The sequence below is a fragment of the Polaromonas sp. P1_F2 genome (genome assembly GCF_056405735.1).
In genome coordinates this window covers 348,087-370,000 of sequence record NZ_JBFUBN010000005.1, presented here as the reverse complement: position 1 = coordinate 370,000, position 21,914 = coordinate 348,087, and the positions used below count along the sequence as shown (strand labels likewise).

At 60.3% G+C, this 21,914-nt stretch carries 15 protein-coding genes and 2 rRNA genes (1 of these 17 only partly in view); 10 read left to right on the top strand and 7 right to left on the bottom strand.

Annotated elements, in window-relative coordinates; all coding sequences use genetic code 11:
* Positions 1–2,712, top strand: a 23S ribosomal RNA gene (locus tag AC1D0O_RS13280); it begins 168 nt to the left of the window's first position.
* Between the two features lie 143 nt (positions 2,713–2,855).
* Positions 2,856–2,968 (top strand): 5S ribosomal RNA (gene rrf, locus AC1D0O_RS13275).
* 221 nt (positions 2,969–3,189) lie between these two features.
* Here rrf and AC1D0O_RS13270 read toward each other — a convergent pair.
* From AC1D0O_RS13270 to AC1D0O_RS13260, 3 genes are all read right to left on the bottom strand, one after another.
* Positions 3,190–4,110 carry an MBL fold metallo-hydrolase gene (locus tag AC1D0O_RS13270; RefSeq protein ID WP_477653980.1) on the bottom strand — a complete coding sequence of 307 codons (921 nt, stop codon included), beginning with the start codon at positions 4,108–4,110 and terminating at the stop codon, positions 3,190–3,192.
* Between the two features lie 24 nt (positions 4,111–4,134).
* On the bottom strand, positions 4,135–5,820 hold the full coding sequence (locus AC1D0O_RS13265; RefSeq protein WP_477653979.1) for an AMP-binding protein: 1,686 nt from the start codon (positions 5,818–5,820) through the stop codon (positions 4,135–4,137).
* Positions 5,821–5,895: 75 nt separating this feature from the next.
* The gene (locus AC1D0O_RS13260) at positions 5,896–6,636 is read right to left on the bottom strand and encodes a DUF8198 family protein (RefSeq protein ID WP_477653978.1); all 741 of its coding nucleotides are present in this window, start codon (positions 6,634–6,636) and stop codon (positions 5,896–5,898) included.
* A gap of 67 nt (positions 6,637–6,703) precedes the next feature.
* On the opposite strand from AC1D0O_RS13260, the gene AC1D0O_RS13255 reads away from it, so the two are divergent.
* From AC1D0O_RS13255 to AC1D0O_RS13235, 5 genes are all read left to right on the top strand, one after another.
* On the top strand, positions 6,704–7,210 hold the full coding sequence (locus AC1D0O_RS13255; protein WP_477653977.1) for a hypothetical protein: 507 nt from the start codon (positions 6,704–6,706) through the stop codon (positions 7,208–7,210).
* A 17-nt stretch (positions 7,211–7,227) separates the two neighbouring features.
* Entirely contained in the window at positions 7,228–8,823 is a 1,596-nt protein-coding gene (locus AC1D0O_RS13250; RefSeq protein WP_477653976.1) for a GMC family oxidoreductase, read from the top strand.
* 42 nt (positions 8,824–8,865) lie between these two features.
* Positions 8,866–9,774, top strand: a complete 909-nt coding sequence (locus AC1D0O_RS13245; RefSeq protein WP_477653975.1) for an esterase/lipase family protein — start codon at positions 8,866–8,868, stop codon at positions 9,772–9,774.
* Positions 9,775–9,888: 114 nt separating this feature from the next.
* Positions 9,889–10,551, top strand: a complete 663-nt coding sequence (locus tag AC1D0O_RS13240) for a helix-turn-helix transcriptional regulator (protein WP_477653974.1) — start codon at positions 9,889–9,891, stop codon at positions 10,549–10,551.
* Positions 10,552–10,616: 65 nt separating this feature from the next.
* Positions 10,617–11,264: a Crp/Fnr family transcriptional regulator gene (locus AC1D0O_RS13235; RefSeq protein ID WP_477653973.1), complete on the top strand. Its 648-nt coding sequence runs from the start codon at positions 10,617–10,619 to the stop codon at positions 11,262–11,264.
* A gap of 13 nt (positions 11,265–11,277) precedes the next feature.
* On the opposite strand, the gene AC1D0O_RS13230 is transcribed toward AC1D0O_RS13235, so the two are convergent.
* The 3 genes from AC1D0O_RS13230 to AC1D0O_RS13220 are packed head-to-tail and all read right to left on the bottom strand — an operon-like array spanning position 11,278 to position 16,077.
* Positions 11,278–13,161 (bottom strand): S8/S53 family peptidase, encoded by a 1,884-nt coding sequence (locus AC1D0O_RS13230; RefSeq protein ID WP_477653972.1) that lies wholly within the window; start codon positions 13,159–13,161, stop codon positions 11,278–11,280.
* A gap of 8 nt (positions 13,162–13,169) precedes the next feature.
* Positions 13,170–14,294, bottom strand: a complete 1,125-nt coding sequence (locus AC1D0O_RS13225) for a phosphatase PAP2 family protein (protein ID WP_477653971.1) — start codon at positions 14,292–14,294, stop codon at positions 13,170–13,172.
* A 31-nt stretch (positions 14,295–14,325) separates the two neighbouring features.
* Positions 14,326–16,077 (bottom strand): adenylate/guanylate cyclase domain-containing protein, encoded by a 1,752-nt coding sequence (locus tag AC1D0O_RS13220; protein ID WP_477653970.1) that lies wholly within the window; start codon positions 16,075–16,077, stop codon positions 14,326–14,328.
* A gap of 505 nt (positions 16,078–16,582) precedes the next feature.
* Between AC1D0O_RS13220 and AC1D0O_RS13215 the strand changes: the two genes are divergently transcribed.
* From AC1D0O_RS13215 to AC1D0O_RS13205, 3 genes are all read left to right on the top strand, one after another.
* Positions 16,583–16,915: a 4'-phosphopantetheinyl transferase family protein gene (locus tag AC1D0O_RS13215; protein ID WP_477653969.1), complete on the top strand. Its 333-nt coding sequence runs from the start codon at positions 16,583–16,585 to the stop codon at positions 16,913–16,915.
* 12 nt (positions 16,916–16,927) lie between these two features.
* Positions 16,928–18,025: a M4 family metallopeptidase gene (locus tag AC1D0O_RS13210; RefSeq protein ID WP_477653968.1), complete on the top strand. Its 1,098-nt coding sequence runs from the start codon at positions 16,928–16,930 to the stop codon at positions 18,023–18,025.
* 96 nt (positions 18,026–18,121) lie between these two features.
* Positions 18,122–21,247 (top strand): ATP-binding protein, encoded by a 3,126-nt coding sequence (locus AC1D0O_RS13205; RefSeq protein WP_477653967.1) that lies wholly within the window; start codon positions 18,122–18,124, stop codon positions 21,245–21,247.
* A 7-nt stretch (positions 21,248–21,254) separates the two neighbouring features.
* Here the strand turns inward: AC1D0O_RS13205 and AC1D0O_RS13200 are convergent, their stop codons facing one another.
* Entirely contained in the window at positions 21,255–21,911 is a 657-nt protein-coding gene (locus AC1D0O_RS13200; protein WP_477653966.1) for a methyltransferase domain-containing protein, read from the bottom strand.
* Positions 21,912–21,914 lie beyond the last annotated feature (3 nt).

Genomic DNA, 21,914 nt, shown 5'->3' with positions numbered 1-21,914 from the left:
GAGGCGAACCGGGTGAACTGAAACATCTCAGTAGCTCGAGGAAAATACATCAACCGAGATTCCGAAAGTAGTGGCGAGCGAAATCGGAGAAGCCTGTTAGTGATAGCGAGACTCTTAGCAGAACAGCCTGGAAAGGTTGGCCATAGCGGGTGATAGCCCCGTATGCAAAAAGAGACTTGTGGTACTGAGCTAACGACAAGTAGGGCGGGACACGAGAAATCCTGTCTGAATATGGGGGGACCATCCTCCAAGGCTAAATACTCATCATTGACCGATAGTGAACTAGTACCGTGAGGGAAAGGCGAAAAGAACCCCGGGAGGGGAGTGAAATAGATCCTGAAACCGTGTGCTTACAAAAAGTAGGAGCCTCGTAAGGGGTGACTGCGTACCTTTTGTATAATGGGTCAGCGACTTACATTCAGTGGCAAGGTTAACCGAATAGGGTAGCCGTAGAGAAATCGAGTCCGAATAGGGCGATCAGTCGCTGGGTGTAGACCCGAAACCAAGTGAGCTATCCATGGCCAGGATGAAGGTGCGGTAACACGCACTGGAGGTCCGAACCGACTAGTGTTGCAAAACTAGCGGATGAGCTGTGGATAGGGGTGAAAGGCTAAACAAACTTGGAAATAGCTGGTTCTCTCCGAAAACTATTTAGGTAGTGCCTCAAGTATTACCATCGGGGGTAGAGCACTGTTTTGGCTAGGGGGTCATGGCGACTTACCAAACCAATGCAAACTCCGAATACCGATGAGTACAGCTTGGGAGACAGAGCACCGGGTGCTAACGTCCGGACTCAAGAGGGAAACAACCCAGACCGCCAGCTAAGGTCCCTAAAATTGGCTAAGTGGGAAACGAAGTGGGAAGGCTATAACAGTCAGGATGTTGGCTTAGAAGCAGCCATCATTTAAAGAAAGCGTAATAGCTCACTGATCGAGTCGTCCTGCGCGGAAGATGTAACGGGGCTAAGCCAGTTACCGAAGCTGCGGATTTGCAATTTATTGCAAGTGGTAGGAGAGCGTTCTGTAAGCCTGTGAAGGTGGTGGTGTAAACCCTGCTGGAGGTATCAGAAGTGCGAATGCTGACATGAGTAGCGTTAAAGGGGGTGAAAAGCCCCCTCGCCGTAAGCGCAAGGTTTTCTACGCAACGTTCATCGGCGTAGAGTGAGTCGGCCCCTAAGGCGAGGCAGAGATGCGTAGCTGATGGGAAACAGGTCAATATTCCTGTACCGATGTGTAGTGCGATGTGGGGACGGAGAAGGTTAACTCAGCCAACTGTTGGATATGTTGGTTCAAGCCTGTAGTCGTGCCTGGTAGGTAAATCCGCCGGGCTTAGATGAGGGGTGATAACGAGTCTGCTTGCAGACGAAGTGAGTGATACCCTGCTTCCAGGAAAAGCCACTAAGCTTCAGCTACACACGACCGTACCGCAAACCGACACTGGTGCGCGAGATGAGTATTCTAAGGCGCTTGAGAGAACTCAGGAGAAGGAACTCGGCAAATTGACACCGTAACTTCGGAAGAAGGTGTGCCTTTAGTAGGTGAACCATTTACTTGGGGAGCCCAATGAGGCTGCAAAAAATCGGTGGCTGCAACTGTTTATTAAAAACACAGCACTCTGCTAAGACGAAAGTCGACGTATAGGGTGTGACGCCTGCCCGGTGCTGGAAGATTAAATGATGGGGTGCAAGCTCTTGATTGAAGTCCCAGTAAACGGCGGCCGTAACTATAACGGTCCTAAGGTAGCGAAATTCCTTGTCGGGTAAGTTCCGACCTGCACGAATGGCGTAATGATGGCCACACTGTCTCCTCCTGAGACTCAGCGAAGTTGAAATGTTTGTGATGATGCAATCTCCCCGCGGAAAGACGGAAAGACCCCATGAACCTTTACTGTAGCTTTGTATTGGACTTTGAACAGATCTGTGTAGGATAGGTGGGAGGCTTTGAAGTGTGGTCGCTAGATCGCATGGAGCCAACGTTGAAATACCACCCTGGTGTGTTTGAGGTTCTAACCTAGGTCCATTATCTGGATCGGGGACAGTGCATGGTAGGCAGTTTGACTGGGGCGGTCTCCTCCCAAAGTGTAACGGAGGAGTTCGAAGGTACGCTAGGTACGGTCGGACATCGTGCTAATAGTGCAATGGCATAAGCGTGCTTAACTGCGAGACTGACAAGTCGAGCAGATGCGAAAGCAGGACATAGTGATCCGGTGGTTCTGTATGGAAGGGCCATCGCTCAACGGATAAAAGGTACTCTGGGGATAACAGGCTGATACCGCCCAAGAGTTCATATCGACGGCGGTGTTTGGCACCTCGATGTCGGCTCATCTCATCCTGGGGCTGTAGCCGGTCCCAAGGGTATGGCTGTTCGCCATTTAAAGAGGTACGTGAGCTGGGTTTAAAACGTCGTGAGACAGTTTGGTCCCTATCTTCCGTGGGCGCTGCAGATTTGAGGAAGCCTGCTCCTAGTACGAGAGGACCGGAGTGGACGAACCTCTGGTGTATCGGTTGTCACGCCAGTGGCATTGCCGAGTAGCTAAGTTCGGAAGAGATAACCGCTGAAAGCATCTAAGCGGGAAACTCGTTTCAAGATTAGATCTGCCGGGGCCTTGAGCCCCCTAAAGAGTCGTTCAAGACCAGGACGTTGATAGGTCAGGTGTGGAAGCGCAGTAATGCGTTAAGCTAACTGATACTAATTGCTCGTGCGGCTTGACCCTATAACTTTGATTAATTCGAAGTTGTTATGCCAAGTTGACGCATTCAAAAAGCACAGCCTAGCAGCTGTGCGAATCTAAATAAAATCTGATTTACTCTATGAATTCGATGGGCTGTTCTTTGGACAGTCTGTCAACAAGTTATGCCTGATGACCATAGCAAGTTGGTACCACTCCTTCCCATCCCGAACAGGACAGTGAAACGACTTAGCGCCGATGATAGTGCGGATTCCCGTGTGAAAGTAGGACATCGTCAGGCTCTTACAGCAAGGAACGCCCGGTTGATTTTTGATCAACCGGGCGTTTTCTTTTGTGCGCTTGATTTTCCGTGTGACAGGTGGCCAGGTCGCGTGGAGGTTTAAAAAAGCCCGCATGGATTCATGCGGGCTTTTTGCTTTTGCGATCTGCGGGAGAGTGCGAGTTGAAAGGCACTTCCGCAGGGGAGCAACCCCGATTTCGAACCCAATTAGCCTGGGGAGCTCAAGCGTTCACGATGTACTCACCATCCCTTTGAGCCACGCCAGCCGCAACCAGCTCGTCGCTGAGTTGGTCTATCCACACGCGGACGGGAATCTCAGCAAAAAATTTGTTCTTGATCTGCAGAAAATAGGGTGTCTCGGTCGCCCACTGAGCAAACTCGTCGAAATCCTGGCGCTGGGTTTCGAGCAACTTGAACTTGAGCAGAACTTTCGCGGCGTGCTGTGCGTGCCTCGACGGTTTACTGACGAATGAATCCAGGCGCTGGCGCGCACGTGCCAGCACCTCGGGCGCATAGGCAAAGACACGCCCATGCCCGGGAATCACGGTTTTTGGATCCAGACGCTCAATCAGGTCGAGGGTCGCGGCGACTTCGGAGAATGCATCCGCGCCCTCGAGCTCTGGAAACACCACACCAAATCCGTTTTCCCACAGGGCATCCGCGGAAATTAGCACCCGAGTCTGGGGCTCAAAGAACACCAGCGAGTGCGGATCGTGCCCAGGCGCCGCATGAACCTGCCACATTTCCGATCCAAAACGCATGGAAATCCCCGGCTGGATCGCCTGCGTAAAGCTGAACCGCGGACAAAGCTGTCCTGTCGGCAAATAAGTCAGCGCTACCGGATCCCAATCCGCAACTTGTTGTGCGTGGCCAGGTGGAATAAAAGTACGAAGGCTTGGATAACGCGCCTGCAAAGCCGCATTGCCGCCGCAGTGGTCGCTGTGCAAATGCGTGTTGATGAGCATATCGAGCCGCCGCGAGCCCAGAGCGGACTCTACCAGCGAGAGTGTTTGCGCCGCATGCGTGCAGTAGCCGCTGTCGACCAGCAGGGTTTCATCGCCACCCGTGAACAAAATATTGTTGGCGGAGAGCCAGCCACGCTCGAAAATATGCAGCCCAGGCGGGAAATCCTGCGCAGCCATCAGCAACTGCTGGCGAAAAAATGCTCAGGCCGACGCGCGCAGTTCACGCCTGAGGATCTTTCCGACGTTGGTTTTGGGTAGGTCATCGCGGAATTCAATGTATTTGGGGCGCTTGTAGCCCGTGAGGTGTTGCTTGCAATAGGCGCTCACGTCGTCCTCGGTCAGTGTAGGGTCGTTCTTGACGACAAAAACCTTGATGGCCTCGCCCTGTTTGTCGTCTGCAATGCCGATGGCCGCGCATTCAATGACACCAGGACACAGGGAAATCACGTTCTCAAGCTCGTTGGGGAAGACATTAAAGCCGGAAACAATGATCATGTCCTTCTTGCGGTCGATGATTTTGGTGTATCCACGCTCGTCCATGAGGCCGATGTCGCCCGTACGCATGAAGCCGTCGGAAGTGAACGCCTTCTTATTCTCTTCCGGCTGCTGGTAGTAGCCCGTCATGACCTGTGGACCCTTGATGCAGATCTCGCCGGATTCCCCAATCGCGAGAGACTTTCCGTCGTCATCCTTGATCGCGATTTCGATACTGGGCAGTGGCAGGCCTATGGTGCCGGTGAAATCCTTGTTGGTCACCGGGTTGTTGGTGCCGATCGCGCAAGTCTCGCTCATGCCCCAGCCCTCGATCATGGGGCAACCCGTGACCTGCAGCCAGTGCTTCGCCGTGCCCTCGGATGCGGCCATGCCACCGGCCTGGGAAACACAAAGGCTGGAGAAGTCCACTGTCTTGAACTGCGGGTGCTGAAGCAGCGCGTTAAACAAGGTGTTGACCGCCGGCAGCAGGTGAAACGGCCGCTTCTTGAGAACCTCGATGAACTTGCCGAAGTCACGCGGATTGGGAATCAGCGTCAGATGGGCGCCCCAGCGGATGGTCAGCAGGCACAGCGTCAGCGCGAAGATGTGGTACAGCGGCAAGGCTGCGATGTTGTTGGTCTTGCTGACGTCGCCGATCCGCTTCAGTGCGGGCGTGAACCATTCCTCAGCCTGCAAAATCGCGGCGACGATATTGCGATGGGTGAGCACCGCGCCTTTTGACAAACCTGTAGTCCCCCCGGTGTACTGCAAAAATGCGATGGAATCGAGCGTGCTTTGCGCGGGCTTGAGCGCCAGGCGGCTGCCATCGGCAATCGCGCGATTGAAGGCGGTGACGCTGCGCCCTTCGCTCAATGGCAGCTTGTACGCCGGCACCAGCTTGGCGAGGTGGCGGACCGCGAAAGTGATCCACTGCCCGTACCAGAAACCCAGCAAATCACCCATGGAAGCCATGACGACGTTCTTCACCGGCGTACGTTCAATCACCTCCGCCAAGGTGGCCGCGAAGTTTTCCAGGAGCACGATGGTCGTCGCGCCGGAGTCGCGCAGCTGGTGCTCCAGCTCCCGCGCGGTGTAGAGCGGGTTAACGTTGACGCAGGTGTAGCCCGCGCGCAGGATCGCGGCCATGGTGACCGCAAACTGCGGTACGTTGGGCAGCATGATGGCCACGCGCGCGCCCGGCTCGAGACCCAGGCTTTGCAGCCAGGCGCCCAGCGCCGAAGAAAGGTCATCGAGCTGGCCGTAGCTCATCCAGCGATCCATGCACACCGAGAACGGCTTGGCCGCGTTCTTCTTGAACGACTCCTCCAGCAGGTGGGTCAATGAACGGAACTGTTCGGTATCGATTTCGTGGGAGACGCCTTCGGGATAACTCTTGAGCCAATGCTTGTTCATACAAACTCCTTGCGGCTCATTGTGAAAGCCGCGCGAGGGAATCCGTATGGGGCTTGTCCTAATGCCGGCGCGATATCAGGGCCCGGCCGCGAGTAAATGACCCAATCTGGTCTCGCAGGTGACAGCATCGTCCTCAAACAGGGAGTGAATCCACGCCGTCTCGCGATCCTTGATGAGTTTGAGGAACTCGCCCGCGCCGCGCATGTTGGCGAAGGCATCGAAGCCGGTTTCCAGGAAATGCTGCAGCGAGTTCAGCCCGGCCGCCGCCGCGGGGCCGCGCATCATCTTGAGCAGGGTGCGAAGCCCGAACATTCGTGTCAGACGGTCAAGTTCCCGTCCCAGGTGCAGCACCACCTCGAGTTGCCGTTCGCGCGCGGCGATGTCTCCGACGCAGCGCCAGCAGCGGATGTAACGCGCGCATTCACTGCTTTGGGGGACGGCCTCAACGTCCGTCAGCCACTCGCGCGCCATCAGGTCGTCGAGCTGTTCCGTCAGCGCGTGCACTTCCGCCAGCGCGGCCGCGGTGTTGACCACGGGTTGCGGAAAAAGCTTGGCGATGGTGCCGGCGATGCGCGCGAACTGCTGGTCGCGCTCGGCATAGTCCTTGTCGCTGTAGAGCTCCTGCAGAAAAAACGAGGCCGCTGTTTTATACCGATGGCTGTGCAGCAGGTCGGAATAAGTGGCCTGGAAGCGGCGCGCCTGGAAGCGCTTGACCTCGGCGCTGGCCCGGGCCAGCGGCGGGTCGGCCCTGTGCTGTTGCCGAAGCCTGGCCACGGTCTCTAGCGCGTCGTGTATTTGTTGTGCGGAGGCGTCCATACAAACCCGGAGTTTATCTAGGTACGGGACCCTATTGAAACTTAAATGCCCATGAGAAACTGCCGGGATGCAAAGAAGAACGCTCCTCAAGCTCGGCGCCGCGTCGGCCGCCGTGCTGCTGGTTGCCGGCGGCACAGCCGCGTTGCTGCAGCCCGGCCTCGCCGGCGGCTCGCTGAGTGCCTCGGGGCGTGAGGTATTTTCCGCCGTCGGCCGCGCCGTACTGGATAAGACGCTGCCGGCCGAAGACGGCGCGCGGTACATCGCGTTGAACGGCCTGCTCGGCCGTGTCGACGTGCTGGTGCAGTCCCTGCCGCCGCACGCGCAGGCTGAACTCTCGCAGCTGCTGGCCTTGCTCGCGAGCGCCGCGGGCCGACGCGCCTTGGCCGGTCTTGGCCAACCCTGGGACCAGGCGTCCATCGCCGACATTCAGCAATCACTTCAGGACATGCGCCTGTCCAGGCTGGCCTTGCGCCAGCAGGCCTATGCCGCCTTGCATGACATCACCGCAGGCGCGTATTTCTCCGATCCGGTCAGCTGGCCCCTGCTCGGATATCCCGGCCCCATGAAGATCTAAAGACCACCCAAATCAGCATGAGCCAATTGAAAGACCCGATCCGCGAGGGCATCGCACGTGGCTGGAAAGTCATGGGCGGTGCGCTCGGGCCTGTGCCGAAAAACATCGGCTGCGACGTCGCCATCATCGGAAGCGGCGCCGGCGCCGGCATCACGGCCGAGCTGCTGGCCAAGGCCGGCCTACAGGTGGTGATTGTTGAAGAGGGTCCGCTCAAAAGCAGCAGCGACTTCAACCAGAAAGAATCCGAAGCCTATCCCTCGCTGTACCAGGAAAGCGCGGCGCGTAAAACCGAAGACAAAGCTATTAACATCCTGCAGGGGCGCTGCGTGGGCGGTTCCACCACGGTGAACTGGACCAGCTCCTTTCGCACCCCAAACTCCACGCTCAAGTTCTGGCAGGACCGATTCGGGCTGGACGGCTACACCACGGAGGCGCTGTCGCCTTACTTCGCCCAGGCGGAGCAGCGTCTCAACATCACGCCCTGGCTCGTGCCTCCCAACGAGAACAACGATTTGCTGCGCAGAGGCGCGGCCAAGCTGGGGATTCCCGCTTCAGCCATTTCGCGCAATGTCAAAGGCTGCTGGAACCTCGGCTCCTGCGGCCTGGGCTGCCCGACCAATGCCAAGCAGTCCATGCTGGTCACCACCATCCCCGCGGCACTCGACAAGGGCGCGCAGCTGCTGACTGAAACCCGCGCGGAACGCTTTGAGCTGGCCAACGGCAAGGTCACCGCGCTCGTGTGCCGGAGCCTGGGCACAGGCGAGACCATCAGGATCGCCGCGAAACACTATGTGCTCTCCGGCGGCGCCATCAACTCGCCGGCCGTGCTGCTGCGTTCGCAGGCGCCCGATCCGCACGGGGTGCTCGGCGCCCGGACCTTTCTGCACCCCGTGGTCATGTCCTCCAGCGTGTTCGAGCAAAAAGTGGAAGCCTGGAATGGCGCACCGCAAACCATCTACTCCGACCATTTCCTGGAAACCCAGGCGATCGACGGGCCCATAGGCTACAAACTCGAGGCTCCGCCGCTGCATCCGGTGATTTTTGCGTCGACTGTGCCGGGCTTCGGTCAGGGCCAGCACGAGCTGCTCAAGTCCTTCCCCTACAACCACACCTTGCTGGCGCTGTTGCGCGACGGCTTTCATGACGAGTCGCCGGGCGGGCAGGTCAAGCTGCGCGGCGACAACTCCGCCGTGCTGGATTACCCGCTCACGGACTACGTGATGGACGGAGGGCGCAGGGCCTTGCTGTCGATGATGGAAATTCAGTTCGCTGCCGGCGCGAAACAGGTGCTGCCGCTGCACGAGATGGCCCAGCCCTACACCTCTTGGGCGCAGGCGCGCGACGCGGTCAATGCCTTGCCCATGAAGCCCCTGCTGACGCGGGTCGTGAGCGCCCACGTCATGGGCGGATGTGCCCTGGGCGGCACCGAACGCCAGGGCGTCACCCGGCCGGACGGCGTCCATTGGCAGCTCGAGAATCTGTCCATCCACGACGGTTCGCTGTTCCCGACCAGCATAGGCGCTAACCCGCAGCTGTCCATCTATGGCATGGTGAACCGTCTGGCGCAGGGCCTGGCCGGCAGGCTCTCGGGCCAGGCTGTCACACTGGCCTGAGATACTGCGGCTTGATCCGCTTCTTTCTCCATTTCCCCATCCATGCTGGCCCACCTGCAAAGACTCATCACCCTGTCCCTGGTTGCAGCGGCCTTTGGCTGGCTGTTCTGGTTTCGCAGCGACTCCCCTGTGCTGGCCGTCACGGGGTTTCTGGTCATCGTGCTGGGCTACACCGTTTTCCTGGCCCTCGAATTCGTTTTCCTCCATCACCTCAACAAACAAGACCCGGCGCCGCAGCCTACGTGGATGGAACTGCTGCGAGCCTGGCTGGGCGAGACCCTGACGGCACCGCGCGTGTTCTGCTGGCGCCAGCCTTTTCGCATGAATGTGGTGCCGGACCAGCTTGCGCCCGTTACAGCTGTCCAGGGGCGCCGCGGCGTCGTGTTTGTGCACGGCTTCTTCTGCAACCGCGGTTTGTGGACGCCCTGGCTTCGGCGCGTCCAAGCTGGCGGTCGCGCCTTTGTCGCCGTCAACCTCGAACCCCTGTTCGGCTCCATCGACGACTATGCGCCGCAGATCGACGAGGCGGTCCGCCAGGTCACCGAGGCCACCGGCCTGCCGCCGCTGCTGGTATGCCATAGCATGGGTGGGCTGGCTGTCCGGGCCTGGCTCAAGCGCATGCGAGCCGAGGCCCGCGTTTTCCATGTGGTCACCATAGGATCGCCGCACCGCGGGACCTGGCTGGCACGCTTCGGCCACGGCCACAATGGCCGCCAGATGCGCCTGCAGTCCGACTGGCAGACGCAACTGGACCACGAGATGCCGGCTGGCCGCCATGCGCTGTTCACGTGCTGGTATTCCAACTGCGACAACATCGTGTTCCCGACGTCCACGGCCACCTTGCCCGGCGCCGACAACCGTCTGGTCCGCGGCGCCGCCCACGTGCAGATGGCCTTCCTGCCGCACGTCATGGACGCCACCCTGGCCATGCTGGAGCGCGAGCCGGCCTGAAAAGCGGCCCCGGGGTGAATTCTTGTGAATTTCTCACAAGAATGACTCGGCATATTCACTATCCACATTCGGCCGGGCTTTTTATGCTCATCTATTTGTAGGATGGAGCGCCCCGTGACCCTGTATGCACAGCCCGAAGCCGCCTTCCTGGAGGCCGCCCCCCCTTTTTCCCTGGATGAAACCGATCCGGCGCCGGCACTGTTGGCCCTGCTGCTGGATGAGCTGGCCCATGGCGTGCTCATCGTCAGCACCCAGGGAAAGATACTGCACGCCAACCAGGCCGCCCGGCGTGAACTTGACCGTGCCGCCGTGCTGGGCGCGGAGCGGGGCGAGTTGAAGGTCCTCATGCCGCCCGACGCCAAGGCCTTCCAGAATGCCATGGGCAAGGCCATGGCCGGCAAGCGCGGCCTCATCAAGCTGGCGGCCGAGGGCGTGGATTTCACCCTGGCCCTGGTCCCGCTGCAACGCCAGCCTGGCAGCCCCTGCGACCGGGTCGCGCTCATGCTGTCGCGCGTGGGGGTGAGCGAGTCCGGCGTGTTCGGTGCGTTTGCCCGCAACCACGGCCTCACCCATACGGAAGAGCAGGTGCTGGTCTTGCTGTGCCGCTGCCTGAGCACGCCCGAGATCGCCACGCAGATGAAAGTCGCCGTTTCCACCGTGCGCAGCCATGTGCGCAGCCTGTGCGCCAAGACCGCCTCCAGCGGCGTCCGTGAACTGGTCAACCACGTGGCGATCCTGCCGCCCATCGCCCCCTTGTCGATCGGACAGATTCATTGACATTGATATTCGCGTCGGGACGGCCGGCAACGTGCTAGATTACGACTCATAACATGAGTCCGCATATGCCTCCCGAAGAAGATCTTTACGCCCATTTGACCCCCGAATTACGCACCCTGGCCATGCGCGGCGTGGTGCGAAGTTACCCCAAGAAGGCGGTCGTCATCAATGAGGGCGAAATCGGGGACAGCCTGTTCGTGCTGCTCAAAGGCAGCGTCAAGGTGTTCTCCATGGACGAAAGTGGCCGTGAAATCACCTACGGCAGGATTCATTCGGGCGACTATTTCGGTGAAATGTCGCTGGACGGCGGGCCTCGTTCCGCCTCGGTCATCACCCTGGAGCCCTGTACCTGTGCCGTGCTCAGTCGCGCGGAAGTGAGTGAGCACTTGGTGTATGAGCCGGGATTTGCCATCAATCTGGTGGTTCAGGTTATCCGCCGCGCCCGCACCGCCACGGAAGCTGCCCGCAATATGGCTTTGCTCGACGTGTATGGGCGATTGATTGCTGTGCTGGAAGACCACGATGACGTCGCGACCCGCGATACCGCCGGGGGCGTCACCTTGGAGTCCATCACCCACCAGGACATCGCCAGCCGCGTTGGCGCCTCGCGTGAGATGGTCAGCCGCCTGCTCAAAGACCTTGAAAAGGGCGGCTACATCGAGATGGGCACCAAGCGCATCACCCTGCTCAAGAAACTGCCCAGCCGCTGGTAGCGGCGAGGGCGGTCTATAGCGCGTTAAAGATGCGCCGCGTTTCCTGCGGCGCCGCGGCACTGGTACCCTTTAGCCGGACGGCTGAACTGCTGTAGGTGCCGGCAGCCCGAACCCCCGTCAAGGCGGGATTTTCATCACTGAACGCCGCGGTGCTGGCGATCTTCACCACACCGGGACGCTCAGGCCTGCCTGCATCGGGGTCCGGCTTTTGCGGGGAGTAATGCGCCCAGTGCGAGCCCACGATTCGCGTGCCGCCCACGGACACCGTCTTGCGTCCGGTGGCAATGCTGTTGAAATTGCCGCTGCGCCGGATCAAGGTCGGATTGTCGGGGTGATCCACGAAAGATTCCGGGTTGCCGCTCATGTCGTACAGCTTGTCTTCAAAGTGCGACTGGCGCCCGCCTCGTGTGCCGGTCACCACGTCGTCACGTTCCACATAGGCGTCTATCGTGACCTTGCCCGGCTGCGTGTTGGTCAGCTTGATCTGCCACACGCCGCTGGGGGCCGTGGCGACGCCCTTGTCGAAACTGAAGGTGGGTGCCAACGCGATCAGCGCGCAAGTGCCGTGTGTACCGGTTGCCACGCTCTTGGGGTAAATCAGCGCGCACAGTGGCTGCGTGCCGTTTCCCGTCCACATACGGGACTCCCCGAACCCCAGGGCCGGTAGCGCAGCCCGTCCAGGGGGCGTGATCTCTATGCGGATGCCGTGGGCCTGCGGCGGTAGCCATAACTCCAGGAAGTTTTCGGTGGCGTCATCGGGTTGCCCGCGCCAGTGCAGCACCGCATGCTCATTTTTTGCCAGGGTCACGTTGGCGTGCGTGCGCAACTGGTAGCTGTTGCCTGCCGCCAGCACGATCCGCAGCCGCTGGCCGCACAGCGTGATCAGCTGGTCCATCGCCGCTTCCAGCAGCGAACTCCCGTCATGCGGCCCGGCCAGGGTGCCGAAGCTGAGGTTGGTCACGATTTTCGCGTCATGCGCGCAGCGGGAAAGAACATACATCAATCCATCGAGGACATGTACGTTCATCGAACCGCCCGAAGTATCGGCCACAGTGTCGTAGTCCAGCTGCACCGCGATGATGTCGCTGCGGCTGGCATCGTCATCGGCCAGCGCCCAGCTGGCCGGCCCGTCAAAGCCGGGCGGGAGATCGGCCATCTGCGCCATCAGCGTGCGCGGGCCGCACGCCAGGTCCAGCACATGCGTGCCGTGGCTAACGCGCTTTTCCAGCGCCTTGAGTTTGAAATGCCGGTACACCTCGCCTTCATCCACCAGACCGTTGTAGCTGCGCTGCTGCATCGCCTGGTTGATGTCGGCGGCCGTCAGCTCATGGCCGTAACCCAGGCCGGCCGGCGATCGGCCCACGCCTTTGTCGTCCTGCCGCCAAAAGTAGCGCGTACGCGCCTTGCCCTTGTGCAAGAAGCTGGCATTGGCAAAAGCCAGTCCGTCGTCGATCAGCGCCATGACTTTGCCCTTGAGCAGGGGCGGGGCGCTGGTCGTCGTCCCGATGGAGCCCGGGCCTTCCGTGTGAAGGCCAGCGGCCAAGCCCAGTTCCAGCCGTTTGACCAGCGCGTGCAGGTTGCCGCCCGGCTGGATATGCTTGAAGAACGCCGGCTTGACACGGGCCGTGCAAAACCGCAGCCCGGTCGGTGCGGCACTGGAGGTGTACACCGGCGGCACATGCAGCCATTGCGGCGAGGCCGCGCTTATGAACTGGGCGACGCTGACGCCGGGGCTCAGTTCAATCGCCACAGCAAGCCACTTCGGCTGCGTGCCGCCGTAACCCACGAAGCTATCGGCCTCAGCCCATACCAAGTAGGGATCGAAGCCGTTCGTCGCGTCCGGTTTGCCCCAGTCAATGCCGGTGAAGCCGCCTTTGGGAAGTTTGTGCCAGGTCATGGGTGTCCTTACTTCAGGGGTTCCCATTCTTTGGCCGCCTTGGACCACATGAAGGCCAGTAGCGGCGAGGCCGCCACGGTACCGACTTTGGTGAGGTACTGGTAGTAGCCGCTGTGGTTGTCGTCCATGGGAACGCGCAGGTCGAAATCGACAACGTCGCCCTGTGGATCGTGAAATTTCCGGCCGTCGAAACCGCGTTCATGCAGCTGGTTGCTGCCAAGGCAGCGCGCCGCGAAAAACTCGCCCAGCGCGGTGCCGAGCAGCCGGCCCACGGCGCTGTCCACCGGGTAGTGCAGGCCTGCCACCGTGCGATTCACCGCGATGCGCGCCGCTTGCCGCTCCAATTGCTCCCGGTATTTGGCCGCCGTGCCGTTGGCGCTTTCCAGCAAGGCCAGCAGCACCGTGGCGACGGCGAAGGCTTCGGTGGCATGCCCGCTGGGCCAACTGGCATGGCCGGGGGTGTCAATCATGGGCTGGATCTGCGGCGACAGCTCCATGGGACGCGGGCAGGCGAAGGCGTGCTTGAAGCGCATCTCTACGTCGGACGTGAGCGCCAATGTCAAGGCGATCAGCTCCAGCGTCCATTTATGGCGGTGCGGCTGCAGGCCCACGATGGATCCCCAATACGGGACCTGTGGCGTCATCTGGCTCAGGATTTCGCTGCCGCGGTCTTCACGCAGCTCCGCATAGTTGGCCACCAACCCCACCTGTTGTTTGAACACCTTGGCCGTGGGACGAACCAAGCGAACAATGGCATGGTCCTTGAGCGGTTTCTTGTTGAGGTCCACAAACCCCAGGGTGACCGACTCGCGCGCCAGGTGAACACCGAAGTGAAGGCCGCCCATCAGTTCAAGCGCGCAGACCTGCAGGCGCCGCTCAGCCGCCCACTGGGCCAGCCGGTCCGGTTTGTCGATGGGAAGGGGAAGGTTGACCGGTAGGGTCGGCCCCTGGAATGGCCCTGCGAGGGCCGCGCTGCTTTTTGTCATGCCATCGGCCAGCAAGGGATTGGCGTCCGGCGCGCCGAAACCGCCGAAACCGCCGAAACCACCAAAACCGCCGAAGCCACCAAAGCCACCAAAGCCACCAAAACCGCCGAAGCCACCAAAGCCGCCGAAGCCACCATTAATACTCATCTTCCTTCTCCTCTTAATTTGTATGAAAAAACTATGCAGGTAAGCCCGCGACGCTCAGTGCATCTGCGCAAATCCGCCCCATCTCAAATCGGCTACTCGGGGACCGTTGCAAAAAGCTGGTCACAGTCAATGTAGGTTCCAGCAGCAGAAGCTGAGTGACGGTCTTTTTGGCTTCTTCCACTTGCCCATCGAGCGACTGCGCAATTGCGAGAGCGCGCAGGGTTGATGTGTGGGTGCGGTTGACCCTCAGGGATCGCTTTGCCAACTCAATGGCTCGCGGGTAATTTCCCGCTGAAATTGCGGCAGAAGCTGCCAAGGCATCGTAAAAATAGCGGATCGGATCCAATGGGGACAGGCCCAGGGCTCTTTCGCTGGCCTTGAGTGCAACCTCTCCCTCGCCCCTGAATGCATGAAGCGTTCCCATCAGAAGCCATGCCATGGATTCGCTGGGATTGATCGACAAAGCGTGCTCATAGCGCTGTGTCGCGGTATCAAAGTCTTTTAGCAAATTGGTGTGAACGAATCCATCAACCGTCAATGCCAGGGTACATTCCGGCTCGAAGTCCAGCGCCCTCTTGGTGCAATCGAGTGCCCGCTTTGCCTCAAGTTCTGCATTTTCGGTCCAGCCTTGTTGAACCCGCAGAACATGCCATTTGGCGAGCCAGGCATGAGGAACCGGATGCCGGCGGCTTCGATCAATCAGGTGTTCCAACATCTCGCGAGCACGGTCAAATTCGCTAAATCCTGTACGGTGCATCAGCGCGACCGCACCCAACAGCAGCGTGTAGCCATCCAGAGTCGGCAGCGCCTGGCTCCGGGCACGTTGCAGTTGCTGGGACATGATGGAAGAACTGATGGCCGCCACGAGCCGGGAGATCAACTCATCATCTGTGGCAAACACGCCGTGTACTTGCCCCTTGAGATTGTCCGCCCACACCAGTTTCTCGGTTTTGGCGTCAATGAGCTCTACAAACAACGCCAACTGCGTGCCCGCACTGCGGCAGGTGCCCGAGAGGATATAGGTCGCACCCAAGTGTGTGCGGATATCCTCAATTGCCTCATGCCGTTCGCGAAAGACCGTCGTGGACAGCCGCGAGATGACGTGCAGTTCCGAGGTCCGGGACAGTGAGGCGATTACCTCGTCTGCCAGTGCTTCACCCAGCATTTCATGCCCGGGTTCGGTGCTTCGCATTGCAAAGGGGATGACCGCGATGGTGGGCCGCAAGTCGAGGCGCACAGCGTTGCCGTGGGTGATGACCGGATGCTCGCCGATCGGGCCTATGCGGTAAGCACGAACGGGTTTCTCAACATGCTTGAGGTGGCATTCACCCAGGTCTTCAACGTCGGCATCCAGATTGGCGGTGAGGTTGTCGCGCAACTCGGCCGTTACCACCAATTCACCGGGACCCGCCAGCGTACAAAAGCGCGCAGTCAGATTGACGTCGGTGCCGTAAATGTCGTGCTGGTCGGCCACGAAGCTGGCCAGGTGGCCGCCCATACGCAGATGCATTTGCTGTTCGGGCTGCAGGCCGGAATTGGCCTGCTGGCTGAAATGCTGCATAGCAAACGCTGCCTTGACACCGCCTTGCGCGTTGGAAAATTCCAGCATCAGGCCGTCACCCAGGCTTTTGACAATGCGGCCGCCGTGCTGCGGCAGAATTTGCTGCTCAGCCTGCTGCACCAGTTGTTGCCATCGCCGTACGAAATCATCTTGGTCCTGTTCCATGATCCTGACGGACTCCACCACATCCATGACCAGCAGCACCTTGGTGCTCCGGTTCATGTGGGCGGGTAATTCAGTCAGGGGGTACATCGTAAGCGGCGTAACAAATTTTTACCTCCTCATTTTGGAGGAGAACGCGGGTAATGGAAATACTGTGCGCGGCTTTATCTACAGAAACATCGGAATTGTTATGCTTGAGCAAAACCCATGGTAGATTGCATTTAGCTGCGGTTTTGATGCACTAAAGGTCCGCTTTGCGGCTGCCTTATACAAAAACTGGGGTGAACGTCGCCATCCTGGATGGGCTAGCCGCCTTGGGAAAAATATCGTCCGCAGTGTTCAACTTCTGATCCTGTGCTGAAGGCGATAGGGTGCCAGGTGAGCGAAAAGACCATCGGGATTTCAGATTGGAGTAATTTTGCGCGTACTAATTGGGGCCGGTGTTTTTTCAGCGACAGGCTCCCTCCCGTTTCAAATATTGCCTTTTCTGATTCTGTCTCTCGTGTCGGAAGGGCGCATTGATATCGTTTATGCCGGATGGGTGGGCTCTGCATATCTCATCGGGATGCTTTTCAGCACCCTGTTATTGCCTCTTTTCAGTGTGATCATCACGCTGGGACAGTTCAGCGTGCAAAAGAGCTATTCGACGCTTGCGCACTTCCTGCCGCAGCAGTATTCCGGCATCGTCCCGCCCGAAGAGCGCCGTCAGCGCCAGGCAACGCGCGCGGTGCTGCGAATGGTGCTTGAGCGTACCGGTGTCGCTGCTGCTGACGTTCGCATTGGCACGGGAGCCTATGGCAAGCCTTGTTTGGTGGATTGCCGTGCCATCGGCTTCAGTGTGCCGCATTCGGGCGGCTTGAGCCTGTTGGCATTTGCGCCCCGGCTTTTTTCGCACTGAAGGGCCGAATTCGTGAAACCCGCGTACCGCTGCTTTTGTTTTGCCGTCCCGTCCAAGCTTTTTCGCAAGCTCGCCGAGAAATCCGGGGAAGAGGAGCGCCAGCGGCTCAATGAGCACATCGAAAACAGCATGCGGCTGCGCACGCACCGCCATGTCTGCGCCAAGCAGGCGCCCGTTCCCCGCACGGTCCAATCCCCCCAGTCTTTCATGCCGGCGCAGGCTTATCGCCGCAGTATTTTTAATGCCGGCTTCGATACCGACCTGCCGGGCAAGCCGGTGCGCCATGAAGGAGACAAGCCGGTCAAGGACCGCAGCGTCAACCAGGTGTACGACAACACCGGCATTGCCCTGGATTTTTTCCATCAGGTTTTCGGGAGGGATTCTCTCGACAACCGCAGCATGCGTGTGGAATCGGCCGTGCATTTCGGCAAAAATTTTGCCAACGCCATGTGGACCGGCGAGCAGATGGTCTACGGCGATGGCGACGAGAATGTCGGAGGCTTCACCGAGGCACTGGACATCATCACCCACGAACTGGCCCATGGCGTTATCCAGTACATGATCCCCGGCGGCCTGGGTGTGGTCACGCTGGCGCGCAAAGACCGTGAGTTCGAGGAGCAGACGCACATGCTCCAGGGCCAGGCCGGCGCCCTCAATGAATCCTTCTCCGATGTCATGGGCAGCCTGGTCAAGCAGTGGCATCTGGGCCAGACGGCGGCCCAGGCCAACTGGCTGCTCGGCGAGAACATGCTCGCGCCGCAGCACGGCAAGGCCATACGCTCGCTCAAAGACCCCGGCAATCGCAAATTGACCTGGTATGACGACGACCAGTTCAAGACGATGGAGCAGTATGTCGACGGCGCTGACGTGCACGACAGCTCCGGTATCCCGAATCATGCGTTTTACCTGGCTGCCAAAAAAATAGGCGGCTTCTCCTGGGAGAAGGCTGGGCTCATCTGGTACGAGGCTTTCCCCAAACTCAAGCCCAAGGCCAGCTTCCTGGACGCAGCGCGTGCGACAAGCCGCGTCGCCGGCGCGCGCTTCGGCAGTAAGTCAAAAGAGTACACCGCCGTGGTTTCAGCATGGCAGGCCGTGAAGGTTCTCCCCTGAAGCAAAGCCACTAATGCCTTGATTTGTTGCGAGGGTCGTGCAACGATTCGCCTTGGTGGTTTTCCTGTTGTGGAGAGGGACTGATAGAAGATGTCGTTGCGCTGTGTTTCGTGCCTGACCGTGAACCCGGTGAGCAACCGGTTTTGCGGTAACTGTGGCGCCGCCTTTGGGCTCAATGTGCAGGAGCCCACCAGCGCCCCCCCGCTGGTCTCGGAAATCCAATGGGGTGCGCTCAAGCACGCCACCATCCTGTTCGCGGACGTTGTCAGCTCCACCGAGCATGTGGCCGGCCTGGACCCGGAGCAAGCCATGGAGCAGTTGCGGCCTGCCGTGCAGCGCATGTGCAATGCGGTGGAGCGCTTCGGCGGCACCGTCGTCCGCACGCTCGGTGACGGCATCATGGCCCTGTTCGGTGTGCCCCGTGCGCTGGAAGGCCACGCCAGCCTGGCCTGCGAGGCCGCGCTGGCGATGCAGACGGCTTTCGAAGGCCCCGACTCGAGCCTGCGGATCCGGGTCGGCCTGCATTCGGGCCAGGTCGCCCTGGACACCGAGGCGGTCGACGCCACCCGAGGCGGCGGCGTTCACGGCCATTCGATTCACCTGGCCAGCCGCGTAGTGGCATTGGCGGAACCCGGCGGAATCTGCCTGACGGCCGACTGCCTGTCGCTGGTGCGCTCGGCCTGCGATACCCGGCCCATGGGCAAGCACCCGCTCAGGGGGATCGCGGAGCCGGTCGAACTGCACGCCCTGTTGGGTATGAAAAACGACGTGCAAAGCCATAGCTTTCATGAGGCCGCGCTGTCGCTTTTCCGGGGGCGGTCCCGGGAGCTGAGCATGCTGCAGGACGCGTTGCGCAATGCCGAGAACGGGGAAGGCTCCGTCATTGGCTTGTCCGGAGCGCCCGGTACCGGCAAAAGCCGGCTCTGCCACGAATTTGCCCAGTGGTGCCATTTGCGCCATGTGCCCGTCTTCGAAGTCAGAACCCAGCTTTATGGCCATGCCACGCCCTTGCAGCCGGTCCTGCTGTTGTTGCGCAGCTGTTTTTTCCACATCACGCCGGCGCACGATGCTGCCGCCGCGCGCGAATGCATTGTGCGTGGGCTGGCCAGGCTTGGTGCGGTGTCCGCGGACGACCTGGCCTTGCTCAGCGAGTTTCTCGGCGTGGCCGATGAGAACGGTCAGCCTTGCACTTTGAACCCCAAGGCACGGCGCGCCAGGCTCCTGGGCCTGTTGCACGAACTGGTGAAACAGGCCGGTGCGACCACCTCCGTTATTGTTTTCGAAGACCTGCACTGGCTGGATGAGGCCAGCGCGGAATTTCTCTCGGCGCTGGTCGCTGCCGTGGCCGGAACCAGGACACTGCTGCTGCTCAACTACAGGCCCGGCTACCAGGCCCCGTGGTGGACGATGCGCCACTTCCGGGTCATGCAACTGGCGGACTTGAGTTTGTCCGACACGGAAGAACTGGTGCGCGAGCGTTTGAGTCACCATCCCGAGTTGCTCGATTTTTTCCCTCTCATCGTGGAGCGTTCCGCCGGCAATCCTTTTTTCGCTGAGGAACTGGCGCACTCCCTGATCGAAAAGAGCGTCTCGCTGGCGGTGTCAAGCCAGAGAAAGTCGGATGTCGCCTCTCTGGCGCATGCGTTGCCCGCGACCGTGCAGGCCGTGATCGGCGAGCGCATAGACCGGCTTGTCGCCACCCAGAGAACGCTGCTGCACGTCTGCGCCGTGATCGGCAAGGAAATTCCCCTGGCTGTGCTGCAGGACGTCGCCGTGTACCTGGTGAGCCAGCTTGAGACCGGCCTGGACGGGCTGTGCGAGGCCGAATTGCTGCAGTTGTTGCGCGAGATTGCGGGCGGGCGCCGTTTCGCTTTTCGCCATCCTCTCATCCAGGAGGTGGCTTACAGCACCCAGCTCAAGGCGCGACGGGCCAATCTGCACGCCGCGGTGGCCATGGCCATGGAGGCGCACTACAGCGCGCAACCGGGCGAGTTTGCCGCGCTGATCGCCTACCACTACGAAGCCGCCGGGCAACCGGTCAATGCGGCGCAGCACGAGGCGCGCGCGGCCAGGTGGACCGGGTCCACCAATTCCGCGCAGGCCATCAAGCACTGGCGCAAGGTGTGGACCTTGCTGGACGGGCAAGAGCGCTCGCCCCAGGTCAACAGCTTGCGGGCTCTCGCCGGCGGGCGGATCGTCTACCTTGGCTGGCGCGAGGGGCTGAGCCCTGAGGAAGTCCAGCTGATCATCCATGAGGCTATCGGCCATGCCAGCGAAGTCGACAGCCGGCTGGTGCAACTGCTGCTCTTCGCGCAGGGGCGAATCCTGCAGTCCGGCGGTGGGGCGGCGGACGACTATGTGGAATGCGTCCTCAAAGCCTTGTCCCTCACGCCTCCGGGCAGGGACGCCGGGCGGGTCGCGATGCTCAATGTGGCCTTAAGCCAGGCCTACGCCTGGGCCGGCCTGCTGGAGCAGGGCTTGGCGGCCAATGATGCAGCCATGGAGGGCGTCGCGAGCATCGACCAGTTCGACCGGGAGTTCATCGACTTCAGCATTGAACAATGGGTGCTTGGCATTCGCGCCCGCCTGCTGATCCGGATGGGGCGCTTCGACGACGCCAAAGAGTGCCTGCAAAAGATGCTGTCGGCCGACGAAGGAATGGACGATCCCGTGATCGGGCAGATCGCACATCACCTGTCGGTCGAACTCGCCGCCTGCTTCCAGAATGCCGCGCTGGCGCATGAGCATTCGGCAAAAGTCTCCAAGATCGCGCAGGAGCACCGGAGTCCTTACTCAAGGGTGTTTGCGCTGTGGTGCAATGGCCTGGCCGAGGTGACCAGGGGTGACCTGGAATCCGCGCAAGAAAGCTACTCGCAAGCGCTGGATCTCGTCATGGGGACGCGTGTGGCCGTGGAATTCGAAACCGAGATACGGGCCAGCCTCGCCGAGCGCCACTACAAGGCGGGCAATCTGGACGAGGCGCTGGTGATTGCGAAAGAGGCGGTCGCACTGTCACAGAAACGAAGCAATCGCCTGACAGAGTGCCGGGCGCTGATTGTCTGGGGCGGTGTGCTGCGCCAGGCGGCGGATTTGGGTTCGCTGCAAAGGGCTGTGGCGCTCTTTAACCAGGCGGAGCAACTGATCAAGCTGACGGGCGCCAGAATGTACGAGCAGGCGCTGGTCAGTGAGCGGGGCCAGCTGGCCGAGCTGATGGGACGTTGACAGGCGCCTAAGCCAAGCGCACCAGCAGCGTGAATTCACGCATCCCGTAGTCTTGCAGCACTTCAACCTGGGCGTGAAAGTTTTCTTCGCAGTAAGACTGCCACACGCCGGGAGGGGTCCTGTAGAGTTCCGGCTGGGTCGTCTCCCCCTGGGCCAACGGCGCGAGAAAATTCACCGCGAAGCCCCGCCGGCTGGCGGCGCGCATGGCGGTCAGAGTTGTCTCGACGAAATGCGTCCAGAGCGCCTCGCCTTGACCCAGTTTGACGTTGAAGATGCCGCTGGCCACCGAGTAGTCGGCCACCCGGGGGCTGGCATTCGCCTCGAGAAATTCGGTGTGCGGGCGCCGGACCCACAGGCGGCGGGCTTCGGCGATCATTGGCGCCGACAGGTCCAGGCCGAGATAGTCGATCTTCTTGCGCCGGTGCCGCTTTGCCAGGAATGCCAGCAAGGCCCCGTAGCCGCAGCCGAGGTCGTTGAGCGAAAACGATACCTGCGCTTCACATATGCGCAAGAGCTGCACAAAGCGCAACTCCTGCGTCGGTTGGCATAGCCAGGCCACCCCCAAAGGAGTGGCCCCGTGGAGCATTATTTTCCGGGAGTAATACCGCTCAATGTCCAGGTACAGTTCCGCCAGCTGATTTCCGGCGTGGAGGCTCCCGGTCATGAT

Bases quoted from the DNA above. Each gene is read 5' to 3' on its own strand.
- AC1D0O_RS13270 (WP_477653980.1), bottom strand. From the start codon at position 4,110: ATGGCTGCGCAGGATTTCCCGCCTGGGCTGCATATTTTCGAGCGTGGC.
- AC1D0O_RS13265 (WP_477653979.1), bottom strand. From the start codon at position 5,820: ATGAACAAGCATTGGCTCAAGAGTTATCCCGAAGGCGTCTCCCACGAA.
- AC1D0O_RS13260 (WP_477653978.1), bottom strand. From the start codon at position 6,636: ATGGACGCCTCCGCACAACAAATACACGACGCGCTAGAGACCGTGGCC.
- AC1D0O_RS13255 (WP_477653977.1), top strand. From the start codon at position 6,704: ATGCAAAGAAGAACGCTCCTCAAGCTCGGCGCCGCGTCGGCCGCCGTG.
- AC1D0O_RS13250 (WP_477653976.1), top strand. From the start codon at position 7,228: ATGAGCCAATTGAAAGACCCGATCCGCGAGGGCATCGCACGTGGCTGG.
- AC1D0O_RS13245 (WP_477653975.1), top strand. From the start codon at position 8,866: ATGCTGGCCCACCTGCAAAGACTCATCACCCTGTCCCTGGTTGCAGCG.
- AC1D0O_RS13235 (WP_477653973.1), top strand. From the start codon at position 10,617: ATGCCTCCCGAAGAAGATCTTTACGCCCATTTGACCCCCGAATTACGC.
- AC1D0O_RS13230 (WP_477653972.1), bottom strand. From the start codon at position 13,161: ATGACCTGGCACAAACTTCCCAAAGGCGGCTTCACCGGCATTGACTGG.
- AC1D0O_RS13225 (WP_477653971.1), bottom strand. From the start codon at position 14,294: ATGAGTATTAATGGTGGCTTCGGCGGCTTTGGTGGCTTCGGCGGTTTT.
- AC1D0O_RS13220 (WP_477653970.1), bottom strand. From the start codon at position 16,077: ATGAACCGGAGCACCAAGGTGCTGCTGGTCATGGATGTGGTGGAGTCC.
- AC1D0O_RS13215 (WP_477653969.1), top strand. From the start codon at position 16,583: ATGCTTTTCAGCACCCTGTTATTGCCTCTTTTCAGTGTGATCATCACG.
- AC1D0O_RS13200 (WP_477653966.1), bottom strand. From the start codon at position 21,911: ATGACCGGGAGCCTCCACGCCGGAAATCAGCTGGCGGAACTGTACCTG.